We start from the raw sequence: 19,421 nt of genomic DNA on the forward strand, positions 1-19,421 counted from the left end.
GTATGCCACAGTAGATACCAACCGAGAATCGTTTCAAATATTTACCCGCCGGTGTGCGACATATGTCGGCTGACCTGCCCATCAACCTGTTGGCGCGAATAGTCGAAATCATGCCCCTTGGGTTTCAGCGCAATGGCCGCACGAATGGCGTCTTCCAACTCTGCGTCCGCCTCTGACGCGCGCAGGGGTGCGCGCAGGTCGGAATGGCCTTCCTGACCCAGACAGGTGTAAATCTCGCCGGTACAGGTGATCCGCACGCGGTTGCAGCTTTCACAGAAATTGTGGCTCAGCGGGGTGATGAACCCGATCTTCTGGCCGGTATTTTCAACACGGACATAACGCGCTGGCCCGCCTGTTTTTTCTGGCAAATCTGTCAGCTCGGAACGCGCAGCGAGCCGCGCGCGGAGATCCTTGAGTGACCAATATTGCCCAAACCGATCTTCATTACCTAAATCACCCATCGGCATGACTTCGATAAAGGTCAGGTCCATGTCGCGTTCCGCACACCAATCGGTGAGCGTTTCCAACTCGTCCTCGTTGAAGCCCTTGAGGGCCACAGTGTTAATCTTGACCCGCAGCCCCGCCTTTTGGGCAGCATCAATACCGCGCAGCACCTGCGGCAGGCGGCCCCAGCGGGTGATGTCTGCGAATTTGCCTTCATCCAGCGTATCAAGCGAGACATTCACGCGCCGCACGCCTGCGGCATAAAGATCATCGGCAAAGCGCGCCAGCTGACTGCCATTGGTGGTCAGGGTCAATTCATCCAGTGTGCCTGCCTCAAGATGCCGCGACATTGCCTGAAAGAATGTCATGATCTCGCGGCGCACCAAAGGTTCGCCCCCGGTGATGCGCAGCTTGCGCACGCCAAGGCGGACAAAGGCCGAACACATGCGGTCCAACTCTTCGAGCGTGAGCAGTTCTTTCTTTGGCAGGAACGTCATGTTTTCGGACATGCAATAAACGCAGCGAAAATCGCAGCGATCCGTCGCCGACACCCGGAGGTACGAGATGGCGCGCGCAAATGGGTCGATCAGTGGCTGTGTCATAAACGTGAGCCTATGTGCGCGCGGAGCGGCGCGCAAGGCGCATCAGCCCCGTTGCACCCCGAGAATCGCCGACATAGGGTAGGGGCATGAGACTGATCCTGATCCTGCCCGTCGCGGCCCTGTCGGCCTGCACCACGCCATCGTTCCAAGGCATCTTTGGCCCTGCGCCAACCGCACCTGCCGTAGCACCTGCACCGACGTTGAACCCAACGCCACCACCGGCGCCCCCTGCAAATGCGGTCACGCAAGAGCAGTTTGACACCACCAGTCAGGAAGAGCGCGACGCCGCTGTGATAACCGAAACAGCCGCGGGTGACCGCGCATTGGGCACAACAATTGCCACATTAGGCCCGCCTGCACAGCCGGGCATCTGGTTGGAGACACCTTTGGTAACAGCGCTGACACCGGGTCGGATTGACTATCAGGGGAAATCGATCAACGTCGAATTGCGCCCATCGGGTGGGGCTGCCGGATCAGGTAGTCAGATCAGCCTTGCGGCGATGCGCCTGATCGCGGCACCGCTGACAGGTCTGCCGGAATTGACGGTGTTTGCAGTCGCACCTTAGCCGGGCAGCTTGCGCCCGGCCTCTTTGACTGCAAATGGCTTCATGACATCCGCATGCTGGGCCAGAAAGCCGCGCACCCGGTCGGGGTCATGCTTGGATAACTCGCGTAGCCACCATGCAATCGCCTTTTGAATAAACCAGTCGTGGTCTGTGACGTATGTTGCAGCCCAGCCCAGTACCCGGTCGCGGATTGCCAGATCGTCAGGTTTGGGGTTGTTCTGTTTGGTCCATGGCAATGTCATGACAAGGGCGGCACGGCGGGTCCACATGTGATCTGACGTGATCCAGGTTTCGACGGTATCCAACCGACTTGGATCGGCAACCAGACGTTTCTGACCTGCGATACTTACATGATCTGCCACCGCCCAAGCATCAAAGTCGGGCACCCAGGACACGATCAATTCCCACGCGTCCGCATCATCCGGTCTGATCCGCGCTTGTGTCAGCAGCTTGGCGGCCGCGACGCGCCCTTCATGGGTATTGCCTTTCCACAAGCCCTTGGCGAGTGCCAGCCGTTCATCAAGGTCCACGGCCGCCCGCCATTCCTTGACCTGAGCATCAATCACGGGGTTGGCGACACCCAGATAAGGGCGGTCGATCTTGTGATAACGGTGCATCTCGGCGGCTTTTTCAGCGTCACCAAGGGTGCGCAGTTGGGCGATGGCTGTTTTGGGGGTCATTCGACTGTCACCGATTTGGCAAGGTTGCGGGGTTGATCCACGTCGGTGCCTTTGGCAACGGCTGTGTAATAGGCGAGCAATTGTGCGGGGATCGCATAAAGAATGGGGGCCAGAAACGGGTCAATCTCTGGCATGATGATCGTGTCCCAGACACCGGCACCAGCCTCTTCTGCACCTTTGTGATCGGTGATCAACAGCACCTTGCCACCACGCGCCATGACCTCTTGCATGTTTGAAACGGTCTTGTCGAAAAGACCGTCGCGAGGCGCCATGACAATCACCGGCACATGTTTGTCCACCAGGGCGATAGGCCCGTGCTTGAGTTCGCCAGATGCATAAGCTTCGGCGTGTATATAGCTGATTTCTTTCAGTTTCAATGCGCCCTCAAGCGCCAGAGGATACATCGCACCGCGCCCCAGAAACAGAATATCGCGGGTCTCGGCCAGTTTGGCGGACACGGCCTTGGTTTTATCCTCGATCCCCAGCGCCTGGTTCATCAGCCCCGGCAGGCCGCGCAGGTTGGCAAGCATCTGCACCAGTGTCGCATCGTTGATTTTGCCGCGTTGTTTGGCAGCATCCAACGCAAGGATTGCGAGGGTGGTCAGCTGACAGGTGAAGGCCTTGGTCGAGGCCACGCCAATTTCGGTTCCGGCAAGGATCGGCAAGGGCAGATCGCTTTCGCGCGCGATGGAACTTTCAGGCACATTGACGACCGACACGATCTTGTCGGCTTTGCCTTCCATATAACGCAGGGCGGCCAAAGTATCTGCCGTCTCGCCGGATTGGCTGACGAAAAGGGCGACCGTGCCTGCGGTCACGGGTGGTTCGCGATAGCGGAACTCGGACGCGACATCGACCTCAACCGGGATGCCCGCAAGCTGCTCAAACCAGTATTTGGCCACCAGACAGGCGTAGAACGCCGTGCCGCAGGCCACCATGGTCAGCCGTTCAATTTTACTGAAATCCAACCCCGGATCGGGCAGGGTGACGGCATCACCACCTGCATTGATGTAATGCGCCAAGGCCCCTTGCAGCACGACCGGCTGTTCGGCGATTTCCTTGGCCATAAAGTGCTTGTACCCGGCCTTATCGACGCGCGCTGTGTCGATCTGGATGGTTTTGATCGCCCGGTTGGCGATTGTGCCGTTGGTATCGCGAATTTCGACGGAAGTACGGGTGATGACGGCCCAGTCGCCCTCTTCTAGATAGCTGATCCGGTCGGTCAGGGGGGCAAGTGCGATGGCGTCAGAGCCTACAAACATCTCACCTTCGCCATAGCCGATGGCCAATGGCGACCCCTTGCGCGCGGCGATCAACAGATCATCCTCGCCATCAAACAGGAAACACAACGCATAAGCCCCGTCGAGCCGGGCAATGGTTTTCTGGGCCGCGTCACGCGGGCTAAGCCCTTGATCGCGATAGTGATTGGCCAGTAGCGCAATAGTTTCTGTGTCGGTGTCCGTTTCAAAGCCCACGCCCTGATCGGCCAGAAAGCTGCGCAGCTCGCGAAAGTTCTCGATAATCCCGTTATGCACAACAGCCACACCACCGGCACGATGCGGGTGTGCATTGCCGACATTGGGTGCGCCATGCGTGGCCCAGCGGGTGTGACCAATACCCGCCTTACCCGCCAGCGGATCATGGACCAGCGCGTCAGAGAGGTTCACCAGTTTGCCAACCGCCCGCCGCCGGTCAAGGCGCTGGTCATTGATCGTCGCAATGCCAGCACTGTCATAGCCGCGATATTCAAGCCGCTTGAGGGCCTCTACCAACAAAGGGGCAGCTTCGTGATCACCCAATACACCAACAATCCCACACATGGCTTAAGACCCTTTTGCTTTTCTGGATTTGAGTTTTTCAAACAGGCGCACGGCAAAGCCCTGCTTGTTTTCCTGCTTGGCGCGGGCCACGGCCAGATCGCCACCCGGTACATCGCGTGTGATCACTGAACCGCTGGCGGTCATCGCCGCGTCACCCACCGTCACTGGGGCAACCAGCATGGTGTTGGACCCGATAAAGGCGTCCTCACCAATCGTTGTGTGATGCTTGAATACGCCATCGTAGTTGCAGGTAATCGTGCCCGCCCCAAGATTGCTGCGCGCGCCAACAGTCGCGTCGCCCACATAGGACAGGTGGTTGACCTTGGCCCCTTCAGCGATCTGGGCGTTCTTGATTTCTACGAAATTGCCGACCTTCACATTCTCGGACAGCTCTGCACCGGGGCGCAGGCGGGCATAGGGGCCAACAACGGCACCGCGCGACACATGGCAGCCTTCCAGATGCGAAAACGCGCGGATCGTCGCACCGCTTTCAACCGTGACACCGGGGGCAAAAACCACATTGGGTTCGATCACCGTGTCGCGGCCGATGACGGTATCATGGGCAAAGAAAACCGTGTCAGGAGCTGCCAGCGTGACACCGTCAGCCTGTGCAGCGGCACGGGCATTGCTTTGAAACAGCGCCTCGGCCCCGCTAAGTTCAGCGCGAGAGTTAATGCCAAGCGTTTCGGCCTCTGCGCAACGTACAACCGTTGCCTTCAATCCGCGGTCACGGGCAATGCCCACGATATCGGTCAGATAGTATTCCCCAGCGGCATTGTCGTTGCCAACAGCGTCGATCAGATCGAATAGAACAGATGATTTTGCAGAAATAACACCGCTATTACAAAGATTTATATCGCGTTCTTTATCAGATGCGTCTTTGAATTCCACAATGCGATCCAACTGATCGCCCTGCATGATTAACCGGCCATAGCGACCGGGATCATCCGCCTCGAACCCCAGCACGACAATGTCATGTGTCAGCCGCGCGGCTGTCATAGCAGCAAGCGTTTCAGGGCGGATAAAGGGTGTGTCGCCATAAAGCACCAGCGCATCGCCTTCAAACCCATCAAGGGCGGGCTGCGCTTGGGCGACGGCATGAGCAGTGCCCAATTGCTCTGACTGGATCACCACCTGCGCTGCGGGATCATAGGCCAGAGCGGCCTTTTCTACAGCGGCGGCCCCGTGGCCTGCCACAACAACGGATTTCGCAGGCTCAAGCGAGGCCCCGGCCTTCATCGCGTGAACCAGCATGGGCGCGCCCGCAATGGGGTGCAGCACCTTGGGCTGATCGGAATTCATACGCGTGCCCATGCCCGCGCCCAATATGATCAATGCAATCGCCATTGCCGCCTCGAACCTTGTTGTTTTGCCAGCCTTCTACCGCCCTTTGCGATTATCACAAGTGTTTGGGGGTTCACATCAGTTTACATGGCGTTACAGAAAGACAAGGACATGATGCAAAGGGTGCCCGATGAAGCGCACGGTGATTTTCGATCTTGATGGGACCTTGGCCGACACCAGCGGTGATTTGATTGCTGCGGCGAATACTTGTTTTCGCGGGTTGGGGTTGGGTGATCTGCTTGACCCCGCGCAGGATGCAGGCACAGCCCTGAAGGGTGGGCGCGCGATGCTGACCCTTGGCTTTTCGCGGGTTGATGGCTTTGGGCAGACCGAGGTTGATGCGCAATACCCCGCGCTGCTTGCCGCATATGGTGCCAATATCGACACGCACACGGTGCTTTATCCCGGCGCAATGGAGGCGGTCGCGCGCCTGCAAAGTGCTGACTACGCTGTGGGCATCGCCACCAACAAACCCGAAGGGCTGGCCGAGACTTTGATGCAAAGCCTTGGGGTGCGCGACGCTTTTGCCTCGCTGATCGGGGCAGATACACTGCCCGTGCGCAAACCGGACCCCGAACATCACTTTGAGGCGGTGCGCCGTGCCGGTGGCGACCCCCGCCGGTCGCTGCTGGTGGGTGACACCGCGACTGACCGCAATACATCGCGCAACGCAGGTGTGCCGTCCGTGCTGGTGACCTTTGGACCGGGGCGCGAGGATGTTCTGGCACTTGATCCCGAAGCAACCATTGACAGCTACGAAGAGCTGGACGATGTGGTCAGCCGTTTGATTGGCTAATTGGACCTATCTGTCTGGCCATCTGGACCGTTGACCACAGGGCGCAGGCCGCGCATTTTGCTCCCATGACAGAGCGTTTCCAAGGCAGTTTCACCCAGCAAGAACCGATCCCTGATGAAGGGATCGCAGCGGCCAATGCTGTCATGCAATCGGGGCGTCTGCACCGCTACAACACCAGCGGGGATGAAGTTTCCGAAGCCGCACGACTGGAAGAGGAATTCGCAGCCAGTGTCGGCGCGAAATATTGCCTCGCCGTGGCCTCTGGTGGCTATGCGATGACAACGGCAATGCGCGCCTGTGGTGTCGGGCACGGCGACAGGGTGCTGACCAATGCGTTCACGTTGGCCCCGGTCCCCGGCGCGATTGCGGCGGTGGGTGGCGTGCCGGTCTTTGTCGGCGTGACCGAGGATCTGGTGATTGATCTCGATGATCTGGCGGCAAAGCTGGATCAGGCAAAAGTGCTGCTGCTAAGCCATATGCGCGGGCATATCTGTGACATGAACCGGCTGATGGCGCTGTGTGATGCCGCAGGTGTGACCGTGATCGAGGATTGCGCCCATACCATGGGGGCCGCTTGGGATGGTGTGCCTTCGGGGCGCTGGGGGCGGTTTGGCTGCTATTCCACACAGACATATAAACACATCAATTCGGGCGAAGGTGGCCTGCTGATCGGAGATGATCCCGCAGACATGGCACGCGCGATCATGCTTTCGGGCAGTTACATGCTGTTTGAAAAACACCGGGCCGCGCCGCCTTTGGAAACATTTGCTCAGATCAAGTTTGAAACTCCCAATATCTCTGGCCGCATGGACAATTTGCGGGCCGCGATCCTGCGCCCGCAATTGCGCGATCTTGGCACACAGGCGGCACGCTGGAACGCGCGGTATCGCGTGTTGGAGGATGGTTTGGCCAATACCCCCGGCCTGCGTCTGATCCCGCGCCCCGACAAAGAACAATTTGTGGCCTCATCATTCCAATTCCTGCTTTTGGATTGGAACGCAGCGGCTGTGGCCGACGTGCTGGGGCGCTGTGCGGCGCGCGGGGTCGAGTTGAAATGGTTCGGAGGGGCAGAGCCCACAGGCTTTACCTCGCGCTATGACAGTTGGCGCTATGCGCCTTCTGAACCGATGCCCGCGTCCGACCGCGTGCTGGCAGGTGTGATCGACATGCGCTTGCCGCTGACCTTTAGCGACGAGGATTGCGCGCTGCTTGCCCGGATCATCAAGGCCGAGGTGTCGGCGGTATATCAGGGAACTGCGGTGACCGAATAAGATGCTGTGCGAAAATGACTCGACAGGGTCAGGGTGGGTGTCCTATTATTGAACGATCGTTCAATTAAATTGGAGACCCCCAATGTTTCATGCGTCCATGCAGTTCGATCTGGGCGAAGATGTGAATGCGCTGCGCGATATGGTGCATGACTGGGCGCAAACGCGGGTCAAGCCGATGGCAGCGCAGATTGACAGCAGCAACGAATTCCCCGCACCGCTCTGGAAAGAAATGGGTGATCTGGGTCTGCTGGGTGTGACCGTTGATGACACATACGGCGGGGCAGGCATGTCCTATCTGGCGCATACGGTCGCGGTTGAGGAAATCGCGCGGGCCAGCGCCTCGGTTTCGCTATCCTATGGGGCGCATTCCAACCTTTGCGTCAATCAGATCAAACTGAATGGCACTGACGAACAGAAAGCGAAATACCTGCCGCGCCTGATATCGGGCGATCACGTTGGCGCGCTGGCGATGTCAGAGGCGGGGGCCGGATCCGACGTTGTTTCAATGTCCTTGCGGGCCGAAAAGCGCAACGACCACTACCGGTTGAATGGCAACAAATATTGGATCACAAACGGGCCGGACGCCGACACGCTGGTGGTCTATGCCAAGTCCGACCCTGATGCAGGCTCCAAAGGGATCACGGCGTTTCTGATCGAAAAGGAAATGACCGGGTTCAGCACCTCGCCGCATTTCGACAAGCTGGGCATGCGCGGGTCTAACACCGCAGAGCTGATCTTTGATGACGTGCAGGTGCCGTTTGAAAACGTGCTGGGCGAAGAGGGCAAAGGCGTGCGGGTTTTGATGTCTGGCCTTGATTACGAACGGGTGGTGCTGGCGGGCATCGGGCTGGGCATTATGGCCGCCTGTCTGGACGAGGTGATGCCCTATATCAGCACCCGCAAACAGTTCGGCGAATCCATCGGGAACTTTCAACTGATGCAGGGCAAGATTGCGGATATGTATACGGCAATGAACTCTGCGCGCGCTTATGTCTATGAGGTGGCAAAGGCCTGCGACCGGAGCACAGTGACGCGTCAGGATGCGGCGGCCTGTTGTTTGTATGCATCCGAGGAAGCGATGAAACAGGCCCACCAAGCGGTGCAGGCGATGGGCGGGGCGGGTTTCCTGAATGACGCGCCGGTCGCGCGGCTGTTCCGCGATGCCAAACTGATGGAGATCGGGGCAGGGACGTCAGAGATTAGACGGATGCTTGTGGGCCGCGAGATGATGGGGGCGATGGGATGAGCGAAGAGAACTTCAAGACCGCTATGGACGATGCGCGTTGGCGCTACACTACACATGGCTTAAGTGCTTCGACTCGCGCATATGAGTATGGCTTACTTGTCGCAAAGAATGCATTTCTCGTTGCAGGAGGTGGGCTATTTTTCATCCCAGCGATGGTTGGGTTATCGGCCGATGTCGAGATCGCGGCCGCATACGACGCCGGACTATTCTTTGCAGGCGCAGTGCTTTTGGCGCTTGTCGGGAACTACTTGATCCATATCAACTGGATGTTGCATGAATTGGCTTGGGATCAAATCTATGAAATTGAGCGCATCAATATCAGATCATCTCATAAACGCGAATTCTTGGACGATCCATCCGATTTATTGAAGCTGAAGGCTTCCAACACGCGAGTCAATAAATGGATGGGTTGGACGTTTTGGCTGCCTCATCTAATAGTATTGTTGTTTTTAATTTGTCTGATCGCAGGCGCTACCAATTTGTATTCTGCGTTTAACATCATTCCAAGCGGTGTTTCGTGAGACGCGTATACATCTTCCTCCCCCTCGCGGCCCTCATCGCCTTTGCCGCCTACCTTGGCTGGCAGCGTGGCCAGCCCCCCTCGGACACCGAGATTATCAACCGCTATGCTGCGGCCTATCTTGAGATCGCCCCGACCGGTGCATCCCCCACCGATTGCGCAGCAACCCCGCATCCAGATGACGCTATTCGTATGGTGATCAACTGTGTCCATCCCTTTGGTTTGACCACGACATATTTCACCGGGCCGCGTGGTGAAGCGCTGCCCCAACCGCTAGGACCAGGTGCATGAGTGATCGTTCCCTACACGAAGCAGCCTTGGCCGATGTTGCGCAAGCCGCCCAAACCGCAGCATTGGGCGGCGGTGAGGCATCGCGTGTGCGCCATGTGTCACGCGGCAAAATGTTACCCCGCGACCGTGTGGCTGGCTTGCTGGACCCCGGCAGTCCGTTTCTGGAAATTGGCGCGACGGCGGCCCACGGCATGTATGACGGGGCTGCCCCCTGCGCCGGAGTAGTGGCCGGTGTGGGCTGCGTAAACGGTCAGCAAGTCATGGTCGTCTGCAACGACGCCACTGTGAAGGGAGGTACTTACTACCCCCTGACGGTCAAGAAACACTTGAGAGCGCAGGAAATCGCAGAAGCCTGCCATCTGCCCTGCGTCTATCTGGTCGATAGTGGCGGGGCGAACCTGCCCAATCAGGACGAGGTGTTCCCCGACCGTGATCACTTTGGTCGCATCTTCTATAATCAGGCGCAGATGTCCGCCAAAGGCATCCCGCAAATCGCTGTGGTCATGGGCTCTTGTACCGCAGGTGGGGCCTATGTGCCCGCGATGGCCGATGTCTCGATCATTGTGCGCGAGCAGGGAACGATCTTTCTGGCCGGACCGCCCTTGGTGAAAGCGGCCACCGGAGAGGTGGTCTCGGCCGAGGATCTGGGCGGTGGCGACGTGCATACGCGCCTGTCCGGTGTGGCCGATTATCTGGCCGAGGATGACGCCCATGCGCTGGCGCTGGCGCGGCAGGCTGTAGCGTCTTGCGCACTTGATAACACAATTGAAGTCAAACGGTTACGTCCTGAACCTCCCGCGCTTGATCCGGCGACACTCTTTGATGTGATCCCCGCCGATCTGCGCACGCCCTACGACATTCGCGAGGTGATCAAGCGTATTGTCGACGGCTCAAGGTTTGATGAATTTAAAGCACGTTTCGGCGAAACGCTGGTCTGCGGTTTTGCCCATATCGATGGTTGGCCCTGCGGGATCATCGCCAACAATGGGGTGCTGTTTTCGGAAAGCGCCCAGAAGGGCGCGCATTTCGTAGAACTGTGCAGCCAGCGCAAAATCCCGCTGGTGTTTTTGCAGAACATCACAGGCTTTATGGTGGGGCAGAAGTACGAGAACGAAGGCATTGCCCGGCATGGGGCCAAGATGGTCACAGCCGTGGCCACAACAAAGGTGCCTAAGATCACGATGGTTGTCGGCGGCTCATTCGGTGCCGGAAATTATGGCATGTCTGGAAGGGCTTACAGCCCACATTTCATGTGGTCTTGGCCAACCTCTCGGATATCGGTCATGGGCGGCGAACAGGCTGCAGGCGTGCTGGCAACGGTGAAACGTGACGCGATCGAACGCAAAGGCGGCGATTGGTCGGCAGAGGAGGAAGCCGCTTTCAAACAGCCGACCATTGATATGTTCACAGAACAATCGCACCCGCTCTATGCCTCTGCCCGGCTGTGGGACGACGGCATAATCGACCCGCGCAAATCCCGCGAGGTGTTGGCGCTGTCATTGGCGGCGGCCTGCAATGCCCCGATAGAGGAGACACGCTTTGGCGTGTTTCGGATGTGATGATGATGTTCCATAAAATCCTGATCGCCAACCGGGGCGAAATCGCTTGCCGTGTTATCCAGACTGCCCGCAAGATGGGTGTCCGCACGGTGGCTGTTTATTCCGATGCGGATGCCCAAGCGCTGCATGTGGTGCAGGCGGATGAGGCCGTGCGCCTTGGTCCAGCGCCCGTAGCCGACAGCTACCTGCGTGGTGATCTGATTGTGCAAGCCGCCTTGGACACAGGCGCGCAGGCGATCCATCCGGGATATGGGTTTCTGTCCGAGAACCCTGATTTTGTCGATGCGGTCGAGGCGGCTGGCCTGATCTTCATCGGCCCGTCTGCGGATGCGATCCGGGCGATGGGCCTCAAGGATGCCGCCAAGGCCCTGATGGAAAAGGCTGGGGTGCCTGTTGTGCCGGGCTATCACGGCAAGGATCAGGATGCCGGATTTCTGGCCAAACAGGCCGCGCTGATTGGCTATCCTGTGTTGATCAAAGCTGTCGCCGGTGGCGGCGGCAAAGGCATGCGCTTGGTCGAAGATGTGGCGGATTTTATCGAGGCGCTGGCCTCGGCCCAGGCAGAGGCGCAGACCGCCTTTGGCAATGCTGATGTGCTGATCGAGAAGTATATTGAAAGTCCGCGCCATATTGAGGTGCAGGTCTTCGGTGATGGCGCGGACGCGGTGCATCTGTTTGAGCGTGATTGCTCACTCCAGCGCCGCCATCAAAAGGTGATCGAAGAGGCACCGGCACCCGGTATGCCTGAGGATGTGCGTGCCGCGATGGGGCAGGCGGCGGTCATGGCGGCCAAGGCGATTGGCTATGCCGGGGCGGGCACGGTTGAGTTTATCGTGGATGGCAGCGACGGGCTGCGCGCGGACGGATTCTGGTTCATGGAGATGAACACGCGCTTGCAGGTCGAGCATCCGGTGACCGAGGCCATTACGGGCGTTGATCTGGTGGAATGGCAGTTGCGTGTTGCGGCCGGTGAGCCCTTGCCGATGCCTCAAGAGGCGTTGCGGATCAGTGGCCATTCCTTTGAGGCGCGGCTCTATGCAGAGGATGTCCCTGCGGGGTTCCTGCCTGCAACCGGCGTGATTGATCATCTGGTGTTTCCGCCAGAGGCGCGGATTGACAGCGGTGTGCGCGACGGGTCCGAGATTTCGCCTTGGTATGATCCGATGATTGCCAAGGTGACGGTGCATGGTCCTGACAGGGCCACCGCCTTGCGTTCATTGGCAGCGGCCCTTGATGCAACGCAAGTGGCCGGCACGGTGACCAATCTGGGTTTCCTGCGCCGTTTGGCGCGCGAGACGGGGTTTACTGCGGGTATGGTGGATACCGGGCTGATTGCCCGCGAGGCCGAGACTTTATGCGCCGCACCGCAGCCGACGGTTCGCGACATTGCCATAGCTGCGGTGGTTGCCGCTGATATTGCACGGACGCCAATGACCGGGTTCACCTTGTGGCAGCCGATGGTACGCGACATTGCCCTGCGTTTTGGCGAAGAGACCCATTTGGCGCGTCTGACGGTACACGGTGCCGCGCGTTGTGACGTCTCGGTCGGCGAAGATGTGGTGTCGTTGGACTGGCGTGGCGCGCATTGGGGGCAGGCTGCTGTGTGCCATGGCGCACGCGTGACCGTTTTTGGTGCTGAAACGCTGACATTTGACGTGGTTGACCTGTTGGACCGCGCCGCCGCACAGGCGGGCGGCGATACGGTGCTGGCCCCGATGCCCGGATTGGTCCGCGACGTGGCGGTCGTGCCGGGACAGGATGTGCTGGCCGGTGACCGTCTGGTGGTATTGGAGGCGATGAAGATGGAACATGTCTTGCGCGCCCCACGCGACGGGGTTGTCGCCAGCGTGGCAGTGCAAACCGGCGATCAGGTGACCGCCGGTGCCTTGATGGTCAGCCTGGAGCCGGAGGCATGATCCGCCTGCATCATTGTCCGCAAACGCGTTCGATGCGTTCGCTTTGGTTGCTGCATGAGTTGGGCGTTGACTTTGAGATGCAGGAGTACCCGTTCGACAAGACCCTGCGCGAGGAACCCTACCGCAGCCTTAACCCCACAGGCCGTGTGCCGACGCTGGAAATAGACGGTGTGGTGCTAACGGAAAGCGGTGCGATTGCCGAATACCTTTGCGCCCGCTTTCCACAGAGGGGCTTGGGTCGAGACCCAAGTCACGCGGAATGGCCCGCATTTCTGAATTGGATCCATTTCGCCGAGACGATATCGCAGCATACCGCCGCCCTGACCCAGCAGCATATTGCCCTTTATGATGATGCGATGCGTTCGCCCATCGTGATGAAGCTGGAGGCAGCGCGATTGGCCAAGACGCTGCGCACGCTGGAGCAGGGGTTGCAGGGCGACTATCTGCTGTCGTCGTTTTCTGCCGCTGACATCGGGGTTGGGCAGGCGGTCTATATGGCGCGTCATTTCGTGACTTTGGATGCGTTGCCAAAGGCCGCGGCGTGGTACGCACGGCTGGAGGCGCGGGCGGGGTATAAGGCATCGTTGCCTGATGCGCCGGCGCTTTATGCCCAGTCGTTTTACCCGCCTTGGGAGGTGTCGTGATGCGGCCAATGTTGAAGGGGGCTCTGCCCCCGCTGCGCTCCCCCGAGATATTTTTGAACAAAAGAAGGACGGGTTGATGGCGGAGGCTGTGCGCATCTATGAGGTTGGTCCGCGTGATGGGTTGCAGAATGAACCCGGCGTGATCTCGGTTGATCGTAAGGTGGCGTTGATTGATTTTCTGGCGCGGTCTGGCTTGTGCGACATCGAGGTAGGCAGTTTTGTCAGCCCCAAATGGGTGCCGCAGATGGCCGATACTGAGGCCGTTTTGGCGGGTATGGCCCCGGCGCCCGGTGTCTCTTTTGGTGTGTTGGTGCCCAATATGCGTGGCTGGGAAGGATTTGTCGCTGCCCGCCAGCCTGATGTGCGCTATGAGGTGGCGGTGTTTATCTCAGCCTCTGAAGGGTTTTCGCAGAGCAATCTGAATTGTTCGGTGGCGGAATCCGTGGCGCGCCTGACGCCAGTTGTTGCAGCGGCACAGGAGGCGGGCGTGCCAGTGCGCGGTTATGTGTCTTGTGTCACCGATTGCCCTTTTGACGGGCCGATTGCCCCCGATCAGGTGGCCCGCGCTGCGGCCCGTTTGCGAAACGTAGCACCGATGCAAATCTCTTTGGGTGATACGATTGGTAAGGGCACGCCTGCGCGTGTTGCTGCCATGTTAGAGGCGGTGGCGGCTGAAATTCCCGTGGCGGAACTGGCCGGTCATTTTCATGATACCGGCGGGCAAGCATTGGCGAATATCGCGGTCGCTCTTGATCACGGGTTGCGCATTTTTGACAGCGCGGTGGGGGGGCTTGGTGGGTGTCCCTATGCCCCCGGTGCGCCGGGGAATGTAGCGACTGAGGCGGTTCTGGACCTGATGGCGCGCCGCGGCTTTGAAACCGGCGTGGACCGCGATGTGATTGCACAAGCCGCAGAGATGGCAAGGGGAATGCGATGATTGATTTGACTGTGGATGACCGGGGCGTCGCCACGCTGGCGCTGGCCCGACCTGAGAAACACAATGCTTTGTCGCAGGCGCTGATTGATGCCCTGCGTGACGCGGCAACCCGGATTGCGGCGGACCGGAGCATTCGCGTTGTTGTTCTAATGGGGCAGGGCAAATCGTTCTGTGCAGGTGGTGATCTGGGTTGGATGCAGGATCAGATGGCGGGGGATGCGCAGATGAAACGCGCCGCAGCACAGTCGATTGCCGGGATGCTGGGCGCGCTGAACACTTTGCCGCAGCCTGTGATTGGCCGGGTGCAGGGTAATGCGCTGGGCGGTGGCGTGGGTATGGCCTGCGTTTGCGATATCGCGATTGCGGCGGATCACGCCAAGTTTGGGCTAACCGAAACCAAACTGGGCCTGATCCCGGCAACGATCGGCCCTTACGTGCTTGCGCGCATGGGCGAAGCTGCCGCGCGGCGGGTGTTCATGTCGTCGCGGGTCTTTGATGCAGCTGAGGCCGCGACGCTGGGCATTGTCGCCAAGGCGGTCCCCGCCGAGGCGTTGGATGCGGCCGTTGAAGCTGAGGTTGCACCCTATCTGACCTGCGCGCCCGGCGCTGTTGCCGCGGCCAAAGCCTTTGCCCGCAGTCTGGGCCCCACCATCGACGAATCGACCGTGCGCCATTCGATTGATGCGCTGATCGCGCAATGGGACGGCGACGAGGCAAAAGAAGGCATTTCTGCCTTTTTTGACCGCCGCAAGCCCCGTTGGGAATAGGTATTACGGGTTTATTGACAGATTGCTGTCTTAGTTCTGACGGAATTGCCGGGTCATCTCAGGGTTGGACAGGAGACCCGTTATGCCCTTTGAATGGCCTACAGCAGATGAAATGATGTATCGCGTTGCGCGCCTGCGCCGTTTGGTAGCCTTGGCGGTGATGGTGCCCGTGATTGTTTTGTTTGTGGCGGCTTCGATTGATCCGATCTCGCTGCCTGCGGATCGTGCGACATTGGCTGCGGTGGCCATGGCCGTGCTAGTTGTGGGCCACATCGCATTGTTCCCCAATGTAACGCTTGAGACGATCAGCCTTTCGCTTTCGGTCTCTTTTCTTGTGATTTCTGTGCCGTGGATCAAGGCCGTCGCCCAATGGGCACCGGCCGAGCATGCGTCGGCAGCACTTGTGATCCTGATTGTGTTTGCTGTGGCGCTGACGGGTGTGGTGATGGCGATCCTGCAGATTGGGCTAAATGCGCTGGTCTATGCGGGCCCGGCGCTACGGTTGCGTCTCAAGACAACATTGTTTGTGCCTTGCTCACCCACCGTTGCCCATCGCCAATGTGCCATGCAACCGCAGACACGGCGCGGCCGCGTACTGACCGGGCAGGCGGATGAGGATGGTTTCTTTGATGTAGCGGTCGTCGCACCGCATCACAGCGATCCTGAGCAGCCCGATCATCCGCTGATCGTCAAATTGGTTGCCAAGGTGCTTGAAAGCACGCCAGAGCACCATGATGTGATGATGGTTTTGCAAAACGGTTCAGTCACGGTGACGTCGCAACGGTTTACCGCTGTGGATGGTGGATGCCAGATCGCGGTGTCTGACATGCCCGGTGATTTCACTCTTGGGATGCATGCGATGTTCTGGTTGACCGATCAGCAGGCGGACAATCTGACCGAGACGACAGACGTCATCATCGGGCAGGAGGCACGCGCAAATGGTCTGGCCCATGGTGTGTCACTTTTGTCGGTGGCGGGCACGCTGTTGTCACCGCAGACGCCTGTCGTTGATCGCGCCAAATAACCTCCTCAAAATCCTGATCAGAGCCTTCGCGTTTGGTTGACCCCCTCGGGTAGCGGGGATATGCATGCCGCAGCCAACTTCGCGCATCGGTTTCCGGTGCCGAGACGAAAGGAAAGCCCCTGTGCAGGAAATGCTGACAGAATATCTGCCGATCATGATTTTTCTGGGACTGGCGATCGCGCTTGGCCTGATCCTGATCTTGGCGGCGGCGGTTGTGGCCGTGCGCAACCCCGATCCGGAAAAAGTATCCGCTTATGAGTGCGGCTTTAACGCATTTGATGATGCACGTATGAAGTTTGACGTGCGCTTTTATCTGGTGGCGATCCTGTTCATCATCTTTGATCTGGAAGTGGCGTTTCTGTTTCCATGGGCGGTGGCCTTTGCCGACATCAGCATGGTGGGCTTTTGGTCAATGATGGTCTTTCTGGCGGTGCTGACGATCGGCTTTGCCTATGAGTGGAAGAAGGGGGCACTGGAATGGGAGTGATGACAGGAACAGCAGTGGGCGCCGACAAAGAGCACGGCGCGCAGCTGATCAATTCAGAGCTGCAGGACAAGGGTTTCCTTGTGACCTCAACCGCTGACATCATCAACTGGGCGCGCACCGGCAGCTTGCACTGGATGACCTTTGGTCTGGCCTGCTGCGCGGTTGAGATGATGCACACCTCTATGCCCCGCTATGATCTTGAACGGTTTGGCACGGCACCGCGCGCATCCCCACGTCAATCTGACCTGATGATTGTGGCGGGCACGCTGACCAACAAAATGGCCCCCGCGCTGCGCAAGGTTTATGACCAGATGCCAGAGCCGCGTTATGTGATCTCTATGGGGTCCTGTGCGAATGGTGGTGGATATTACCACTACAGCTATTCGGTCGTGCGCGGCTGTGACCGTATCGTGCCGGTGGACATCTATGTACCCGGCTGCCCGCCAACGGCAGAGGCGCTGTTGTACGGTATCCTTCAACTGCAACGCAAAATGCGCCGGACAGGGACAATTGTGAGATGACCGAAGCCCTGCAAGAACTTGGCACCCATCTTGAACTCAAGCGCACCGATTGTGTGCTTTCCTGGGACGTCACCCATGATGAGCTGACAGTGAATGTTGCCCCATCATCGCTTGTCAGCTTTGTTGAATTTCTCAAGAATGACGCGACCTGCAAGTTTTCGTCGCTGATAGATATCACTGCTGTAGACTACCCCAGCCGGGCGAAACGCTTTGATGTCGTCTACCACTTTTTGTCGATGTATCAGAACCAGCGCATTCGTTTGCGGGTGCAGATCCGCGAAGAGGATATGATGCCGTCCATCATGTCCGTGCATCCTTCTGCCAATTGGTTTGAGCGTGAAGTGTTCGATATGTTCGGCATTCTGTTTTCCGGCCATCCGGACTTGCGCCGCATCCTGACTGACTATGGGTTCCGCGGGCATCCGCTGCGCAAAGATTTTCCGACCACAGGCTATACCGAGGTCCGTTATGACGAGGTGCAAAAGCGCGTTGTCTATGAACCCGTCAGCCTTGTGCAGGAATACCGTCAGTTCGACTTTATGTCGCCATGGGAGGGTGCCGAATACATCCTGCCGGGAGATGAAAAGAAGGAAGAGGCGAAGGGCTGATGACCGCTGTGCTTCCCCTGAAAGGCGCCTGCCTTTGCGGGGCAAGCACCTTCACCGCCACGCCGACATCCTCTGACGCGGGCGTCTGCCATTGTGGCCAGTGCAACAAATGGTCGGGCGGGATGTTCGTGAACGTCTACTGCGGCAATTCAGTTGTGTTTGACGCAGGCGCACCGCTCGGGTCGTACAAGGGCAGCGCATGGGGCGAACGTATTTTTTGCAAGGCATGTGGTTCATCTTTGGTTTGGCAAATGCAAGACGGCACGCATCAAAGTGTCGCGGTCCACGCATTTGAAGATCCGTCGCAATTTACCCTCGCCACCCAGATATTCACGGATCGCAAACCGGGCTGCTATGCGCTGGCCAATCAGACCGAGGATATGACCGAGGCTGAGGTTTTTGCGAAATATGCGCCGGATGGCGGTGCGACGTGATCACACGCGTCGATCTCGCGTTGATCTGTTTCAATACCGCATCGGTCAATGACTGACACTTCCATCCTTTTTGGCGTCGGGGCCACCAAAGCGGGCACATCGTGGCTTTATCGCTATCTGCATGATCACCCCGATTGCATGCTGCCTGCGGTGAAAGAGGCACATTATTGGGACACCTTTGATGCTGATACCCGCGACAAACAGGTGGCTGCCTACCGTGTCCGTCTGAACGAATTGCGCGCGGCCAAGGATGGTGCCGCAGACGCAGGGAAGGGCTGGAAGGTCGACAATATGACCCGCCGCATTGGCGAGATGAAGCGCCTGATTGCAGTGCTGGACGGGGACCGCGCGGATGATACCCGCTATGCCAACTGGCTTTTGCAGGACCGCGAAGGTGCAAGTCTGGTTGCGGATATGACGCCCAATTACGCAACCTTGCCAGATGAAGTGCTAATGCGGATGTGCGACCTCACCCCCGCAACCAAATTCAACTTTCTGATTCGCGACCCGCTGGACCGTCTGTGGTCGCACATCCGCATGCAGGCCCGCCGTCAGCGCCAGGCACATGAAGTCTATGAGAAGAAATCGAACAACATCCTTTACCGCATCCTCAACCGGGGTGATGAGCGGCATATTCTGGAACGGGGCGATTATCCCAAGATCATCCGCAAGCTGCGCCGGGTGATCCCCGAAGATCGGTTGCAAATTTTGTTCACAGAAGACCTGCAGACCCCACATGGGCTCTCGCAACTTTGCAGCTTCCTTGATATTGAGGCGATAACACCTGCTTTGCCAGATCGGGTCCATACCGGGCCAGAGGTGGTGATGCTGGATAAACTGCGGCCCCGTGCGCTGGGCCTGCTGAACGAACACTACGACTGGGTGGCCCGCAATGTCGGCCCCCTGCCACAACGGTGGCTAGACAACCGAGCGAGGGCCTAAAG

The 19,421-nt window shown here is 58.7% G+C and carries 21 protein-coding genes; 17 read left to right on the top strand and 4 right to left on the bottom strand.

The features are described from left to right. Window positions 1-41: 41 nt before the first annotated feature. Window positions 42-1,046, bottom strand: coding sequence for a GTP 3',8-cyclase MoaA (moaA, locus tag DHN10_RS13255; RefSeq protein ID WP_108815827.1), 1,005 nt, complete (start codon window positions 1,044-1,046; stop codon window positions 42-44). An 86-nt stretch (window positions 1,047-1,132) separates the two neighbouring features. Between moaA and DHN10_RS13260 the strand changes: the two genes are divergently transcribed. Next, complete coding sequence (locus DHN10_RS13260; protein ID WP_108815828.1) at window positions 1,133-1,612, top strand: D-galactarate dehydratase; 480 nt, start codon at window positions 1,133-1,135, stop codon at window positions 1,610-1,612. Here the strand turns inward: DHN10_RS13260 and DHN10_RS13265 are convergent. The 3 genes from DHN10_RS13265 to glmU are packed head-to-tail and all read right to left on the bottom strand — an operon-like array spanning window position 1,609 to window position 5,459. Beyond that, a complete protein-coding gene (locus DHN10_RS13265) occupies window positions 1,609-2,292 on the bottom strand; it encodes a DNA alkylation repair protein (RefSeq protein WP_108815829.1) in 684 nt (227 codons plus the stop codon). The two genes, DHN10_RS13260 and DHN10_RS13265, sit on opposite strands and share 4 nt — an antisense overlap. Then, the gene (gene glmS / locus DHN10_RS13270) at window positions 2,289-4,112 is read right to left on the bottom strand and encodes a glutamine--fructose-6-phosphate transaminase (isomerizing) (protein ID WP_108815830.1); all 1,824 of its coding nucleotides are present in this window, start codon (window positions 4,110-4,112) and stop codon (window positions 2,289-2,291) included. Before glmS ends, DHN10_RS13265 begins: the two co-directional genes overlap by 4 nt. A 3-nt stretch (window positions 4,113-4,115) precedes the next feature. Beyond that, complete coding sequence (gene glmU, locus DHN10_RS13275; RefSeq protein WP_108815831.1) at window positions 4,116-5,459, bottom strand: bifunctional UDP-N-acetylglucosamine diphosphorylase/glucosamine-1-phosphate N-acetyltransferase GlmU; 1,344 nt, start codon at window positions 5,457-5,459, stop codon at window positions 4,116-4,118. Window positions 5,460-5,586: 127 nt separating this feature from the next. Here glmU and DHN10_RS13280 point away from each other — a divergent pair, with 127 nt between their 5' ends. From DHN10_RS13280 to DHN10_RS13355, 16 genes are all read left to right on the top strand, one after another. Continuing rightward, the gene (locus tag DHN10_RS13280) at window positions 5,587-6,252 is read left to right on the top strand and encodes an HAD-IA family hydrolase (protein ID WP_108815832.1); all 666 of its coding nucleotides are present in this window, start codon (window positions 5,587-5,589) and stop codon (window positions 6,250-6,252) included. A 65-nt stretch (window positions 6,253-6,317) separates the two neighbouring features. Beyond that, entirely contained in the window at window positions 6,318-7,523 is a 1,206-nt protein-coding gene (locus tag DHN10_RS13285) for a DegT/DnrJ/EryC1/StrS family aminotransferase (RefSeq protein WP_108815833.1), read from the top strand. Between the two features lie 82 nt (window positions 7,524-7,605). After that, a complete protein-coding gene (locus tag DHN10_RS13290; protein WP_108815834.1) occupies window positions 7,606-8,769 on the top strand; it encodes an isovaleryl-CoA dehydrogenase in 1,164 nt (387 codons plus the stop codon). After that, window positions 8,766-9,290 carry a hypothetical protein gene (locus tag DHN10_RS13295; protein WP_108815835.1) on the top strand — a complete coding sequence of 175 codons (525 nt, stop codon included), beginning with the start codon at window positions 8,766-8,768 and terminating at the stop codon, window positions 9,288-9,290. The genes DHN10_RS13290 and DHN10_RS13295 overlap by 4 nt, the downstream gene beginning before the upstream one ends. Continuing rightward, window positions 9,287-9,580, top strand: a complete 294-nt coding sequence (locus tag DHN10_RS13300) for a hypothetical protein (RefSeq protein WP_108815836.1) — start codon at window positions 9,287-9,289, stop codon at window positions 9,578-9,580. The genes DHN10_RS13295 and DHN10_RS13300 overlap by 4 nt, the downstream gene beginning before the upstream one ends. Next, complete coding sequence (locus DHN10_RS13305) at window positions 9,577-11,139, top strand: carboxyl transferase domain-containing protein (RefSeq protein ID WP_108815837.1); 1,563 nt, start codon at window positions 9,577-9,579, stop codon at window positions 11,137-11,139. Before DHN10_RS13300 ends, DHN10_RS13305 begins: the two co-directional genes overlap by 4 nt. A gap of 5 nt (window positions 11,140-11,144) precedes the next feature. Next, complete coding sequence (locus DHN10_RS13310; RefSeq protein ID WP_108816067.1) at window positions 11,145-13,055, top strand: acetyl/propionyl/methylcrotonyl-CoA carboxylase subunit alpha; 1,911 nt, start codon at window positions 11,145-11,147, stop codon at window positions 13,053-13,055. Next, window positions 13,052-13,699, top strand: coding sequence for a glutathione S-transferase family protein (locus DHN10_RS13315; RefSeq protein ID WP_108815838.1), 648 nt, complete (start codon window positions 13,052-13,054; stop codon window positions 13,697-13,699). Before DHN10_RS13310 ends, DHN10_RS13315 begins: the two co-directional genes overlap by 4 nt. A gap of 76 nt (window positions 13,700-13,775) precedes the next feature. Next, window positions 13,776-14,636: a hydroxymethylglutaryl-CoA lyase gene (locus DHN10_RS13320; protein ID WP_108815839.1), complete on the top strand. Its 861-nt coding sequence runs from the start codon at window positions 13,776-13,778 to the stop codon at window positions 14,634-14,636. Then, on the top strand, window positions 14,633-15,403 hold the full coding sequence (locus tag DHN10_RS13325) for a crotonase/enoyl-CoA hydratase family protein (RefSeq protein ID WP_108815840.1): 771 nt from the start codon (window positions 14,633-14,635) through the stop codon (window positions 15,401-15,403). Before DHN10_RS13320 ends, DHN10_RS13325 begins: the two co-directional genes overlap by 4 nt. A gap of 82 nt (window positions 15,404-15,485) precedes the next feature. After that, on the top strand, window positions 15,486-16,427 hold the full coding sequence (locus tag DHN10_RS13330) for a hypothetical protein (RefSeq protein WP_108815841.1): 942 nt from the start codon (window positions 15,486-15,488) through the stop codon (window positions 16,425-16,427). 121 nt (window positions 16,428-16,548) lie between these two features. Beyond that, the gene (locus DHN10_RS13335; RefSeq protein WP_108815842.1) at window positions 16,549-16,914 is read left to right on the top strand and encodes an NADH-quinone oxidoreductase subunit A; all 366 of its coding nucleotides are present in this window, start codon (window positions 16,549-16,551) and stop codon (window positions 16,912-16,914) included. Continuing rightward, complete coding sequence (locus DHN10_RS13340; protein WP_055293137.1) at window positions 16,905-17,435, top strand: NuoB/complex I 20 kDa subunit family protein; 531 nt, start codon at window positions 16,905-16,907, stop codon at window positions 17,433-17,435. Before DHN10_RS13335 ends, DHN10_RS13340 begins: the two co-directional genes overlap by 10 nt. Continuing rightward, a complete protein-coding gene (locus DHN10_RS13345) occupies window positions 17,432-18,043 on the top strand; it encodes an NADH-quinone oxidoreductase subunit C (protein WP_108815844.1) in 612 nt (203 codons plus the stop codon). Before DHN10_RS13340 ends, DHN10_RS13345 begins: the two co-directional genes overlap by 4 nt. Continuing rightward, entirely contained in the window at window positions 18,043-18,477 is a 435-nt protein-coding gene (locus DHN10_RS13350; protein ID WP_108815845.1) for a GFA family protein, read from the top strand. The genes DHN10_RS13345 and DHN10_RS13350 overlap by 1 nt, the downstream gene beginning before the upstream one ends. 48 nt (window positions 18,478-18,525) lie before the next feature. After that, window positions 18,526-19,419 carry a sulfotransferase gene (locus tag DHN10_RS13355; RefSeq protein ID WP_108815846.1) on the top strand — a complete coding sequence of 298 codons (894 nt, stop codon included), beginning with the start codon at window positions 18,526-18,528 and terminating at the stop codon, window positions 19,417-19,419. Window positions 19,420-19,421: the final 2 nt, after the last annotated feature.

Source organism: Loktanella sp. Alg231-35 (assembly GCF_900143545.1).
Classification (GTDB): Bacteria; Pseudomonadota; Alphaproteobacteria; order Rhodobacterales; family Rhodobacteraceae; genus Yoonia.

Coding starts and splice junctions, on each gene's coding strand:
- DHN10_RS13340 (WP_055293137.1), top strand. CDS start 16,905: ATGGGAGTGATGACAGGAACAGCAGTGGGCGCCGACAAAGAGCACGGC.
- DHN10_RS13285 (WP_108815833.1), top strand. CDS start 6,318: ATGACAGAGCGTTTCCAAGGCAGTTTCACCCAGCAAGAACCGATCCCT.
- DHN10_RS13280 (WP_108815832.1), top strand. CDS start 5,587: ATGAAGCGCACGGTGATTTTCGATCTTGATGGGACCTTGGCCGACACC.
- DHN10_RS13265 (WP_108815829.1), bottom strand. CDS start 2,292: ATGACCCCCAAAACAGCCATCGCCCAACTGCGCACCCTTGGTGACGCT.
- DHN10_RS13310 (WP_108816067.1), top strand. CDS start 11,145: ATGTTCCATAAAATCCTGATCGCCAACCGGGGCGAAATCGCTTGCCGT.
- DHN10_RS13350 (WP_108815845.1), top strand. CDS start 18,043: ATGACCGCTGTGCTTCCCCTGAAAGGCGCCTGCCTTTGCGGGGCAAGC.
- DHN10_RS13325 (WP_108815840.1), top strand. CDS start 14,633: ATGATTGATTTGACTGTGGATGACCGGGGCGTCGCCACGCTGGCGCTG.
- DHN10_RS13320 (WP_108815839.1), top strand. CDS start 13,776: ATGGCGGAGGCTGTGCGCATCTATGAGGTTGGTCCGCGTGATGGGTTG.
- DHN10_RS13305 (WP_108815837.1), top strand. CDS start 9,577: ATGAGTGATCGTTCCCTACACGAAGCAGCCTTGGCCGATGTTGCGCAA.
- DHN10_RS13330 (WP_108815841.1), top strand. CDS start 15,486: ATGCCCTTTGAATGGCCTACAGCAGATGAAATGATGTATCGCGTTGCG.
- DHN10_RS13260 (WP_108815828.1), top strand. CDS start 1,133: ATGAGACTGATCCTGATCCTGCCCGTCGCGGCCCTGTCGGCCTGCACC.
- moaA (WP_108815827.1), bottom strand. CDS start 1,046: ATGACACAGCCACTGATCGACCCATTTGCGCGCGCCATCTCGTACCTC.
- DHN10_RS13345 (WP_108815844.1), top strand. CDS start 17,432: ATGACCGAAGCCCTGCAAGAACTTGGCACCCATCTTGAACTCAAGCGC.
- DHN10_RS13295 (WP_108815835.1), top strand. CDS start 8,766: ATGAGCGAAGAGAACTTCAAGACCGCTATGGACGATGCGCGTTGGCGC.
- glmU (WP_108815831.1), bottom strand. CDS start 5,459: ATGGCGATTGCATTGATCATATTGGGCGCGGGCATGGGCACGCGTATG.
- glmS (WP_108815830.1), bottom strand. CDS start 4,112: ATGTGTGGGATTGTTGGTGTATTGGGTGATCACGAAGCTGCCCCTTTG.
- DHN10_RS13315 (WP_108815838.1), top strand. CDS start 13,052: ATGATCCGCCTGCATCATTGTCCGCAAACGCGTTCGATGCGTTCGCTT.
- DHN10_RS13290 (WP_108815834.1), top strand. CDS start 7,606: ATGTTTCATGCGTCCATGCAGTTCGATCTGGGCGAAGATGTGAATGCG.
- DHN10_RS13355 (WP_108815846.1), top strand. CDS start 18,526: ATGACTGACACTTCCATCCTTTTTGGCGTCGGGGCCACCAAAGCGGGC.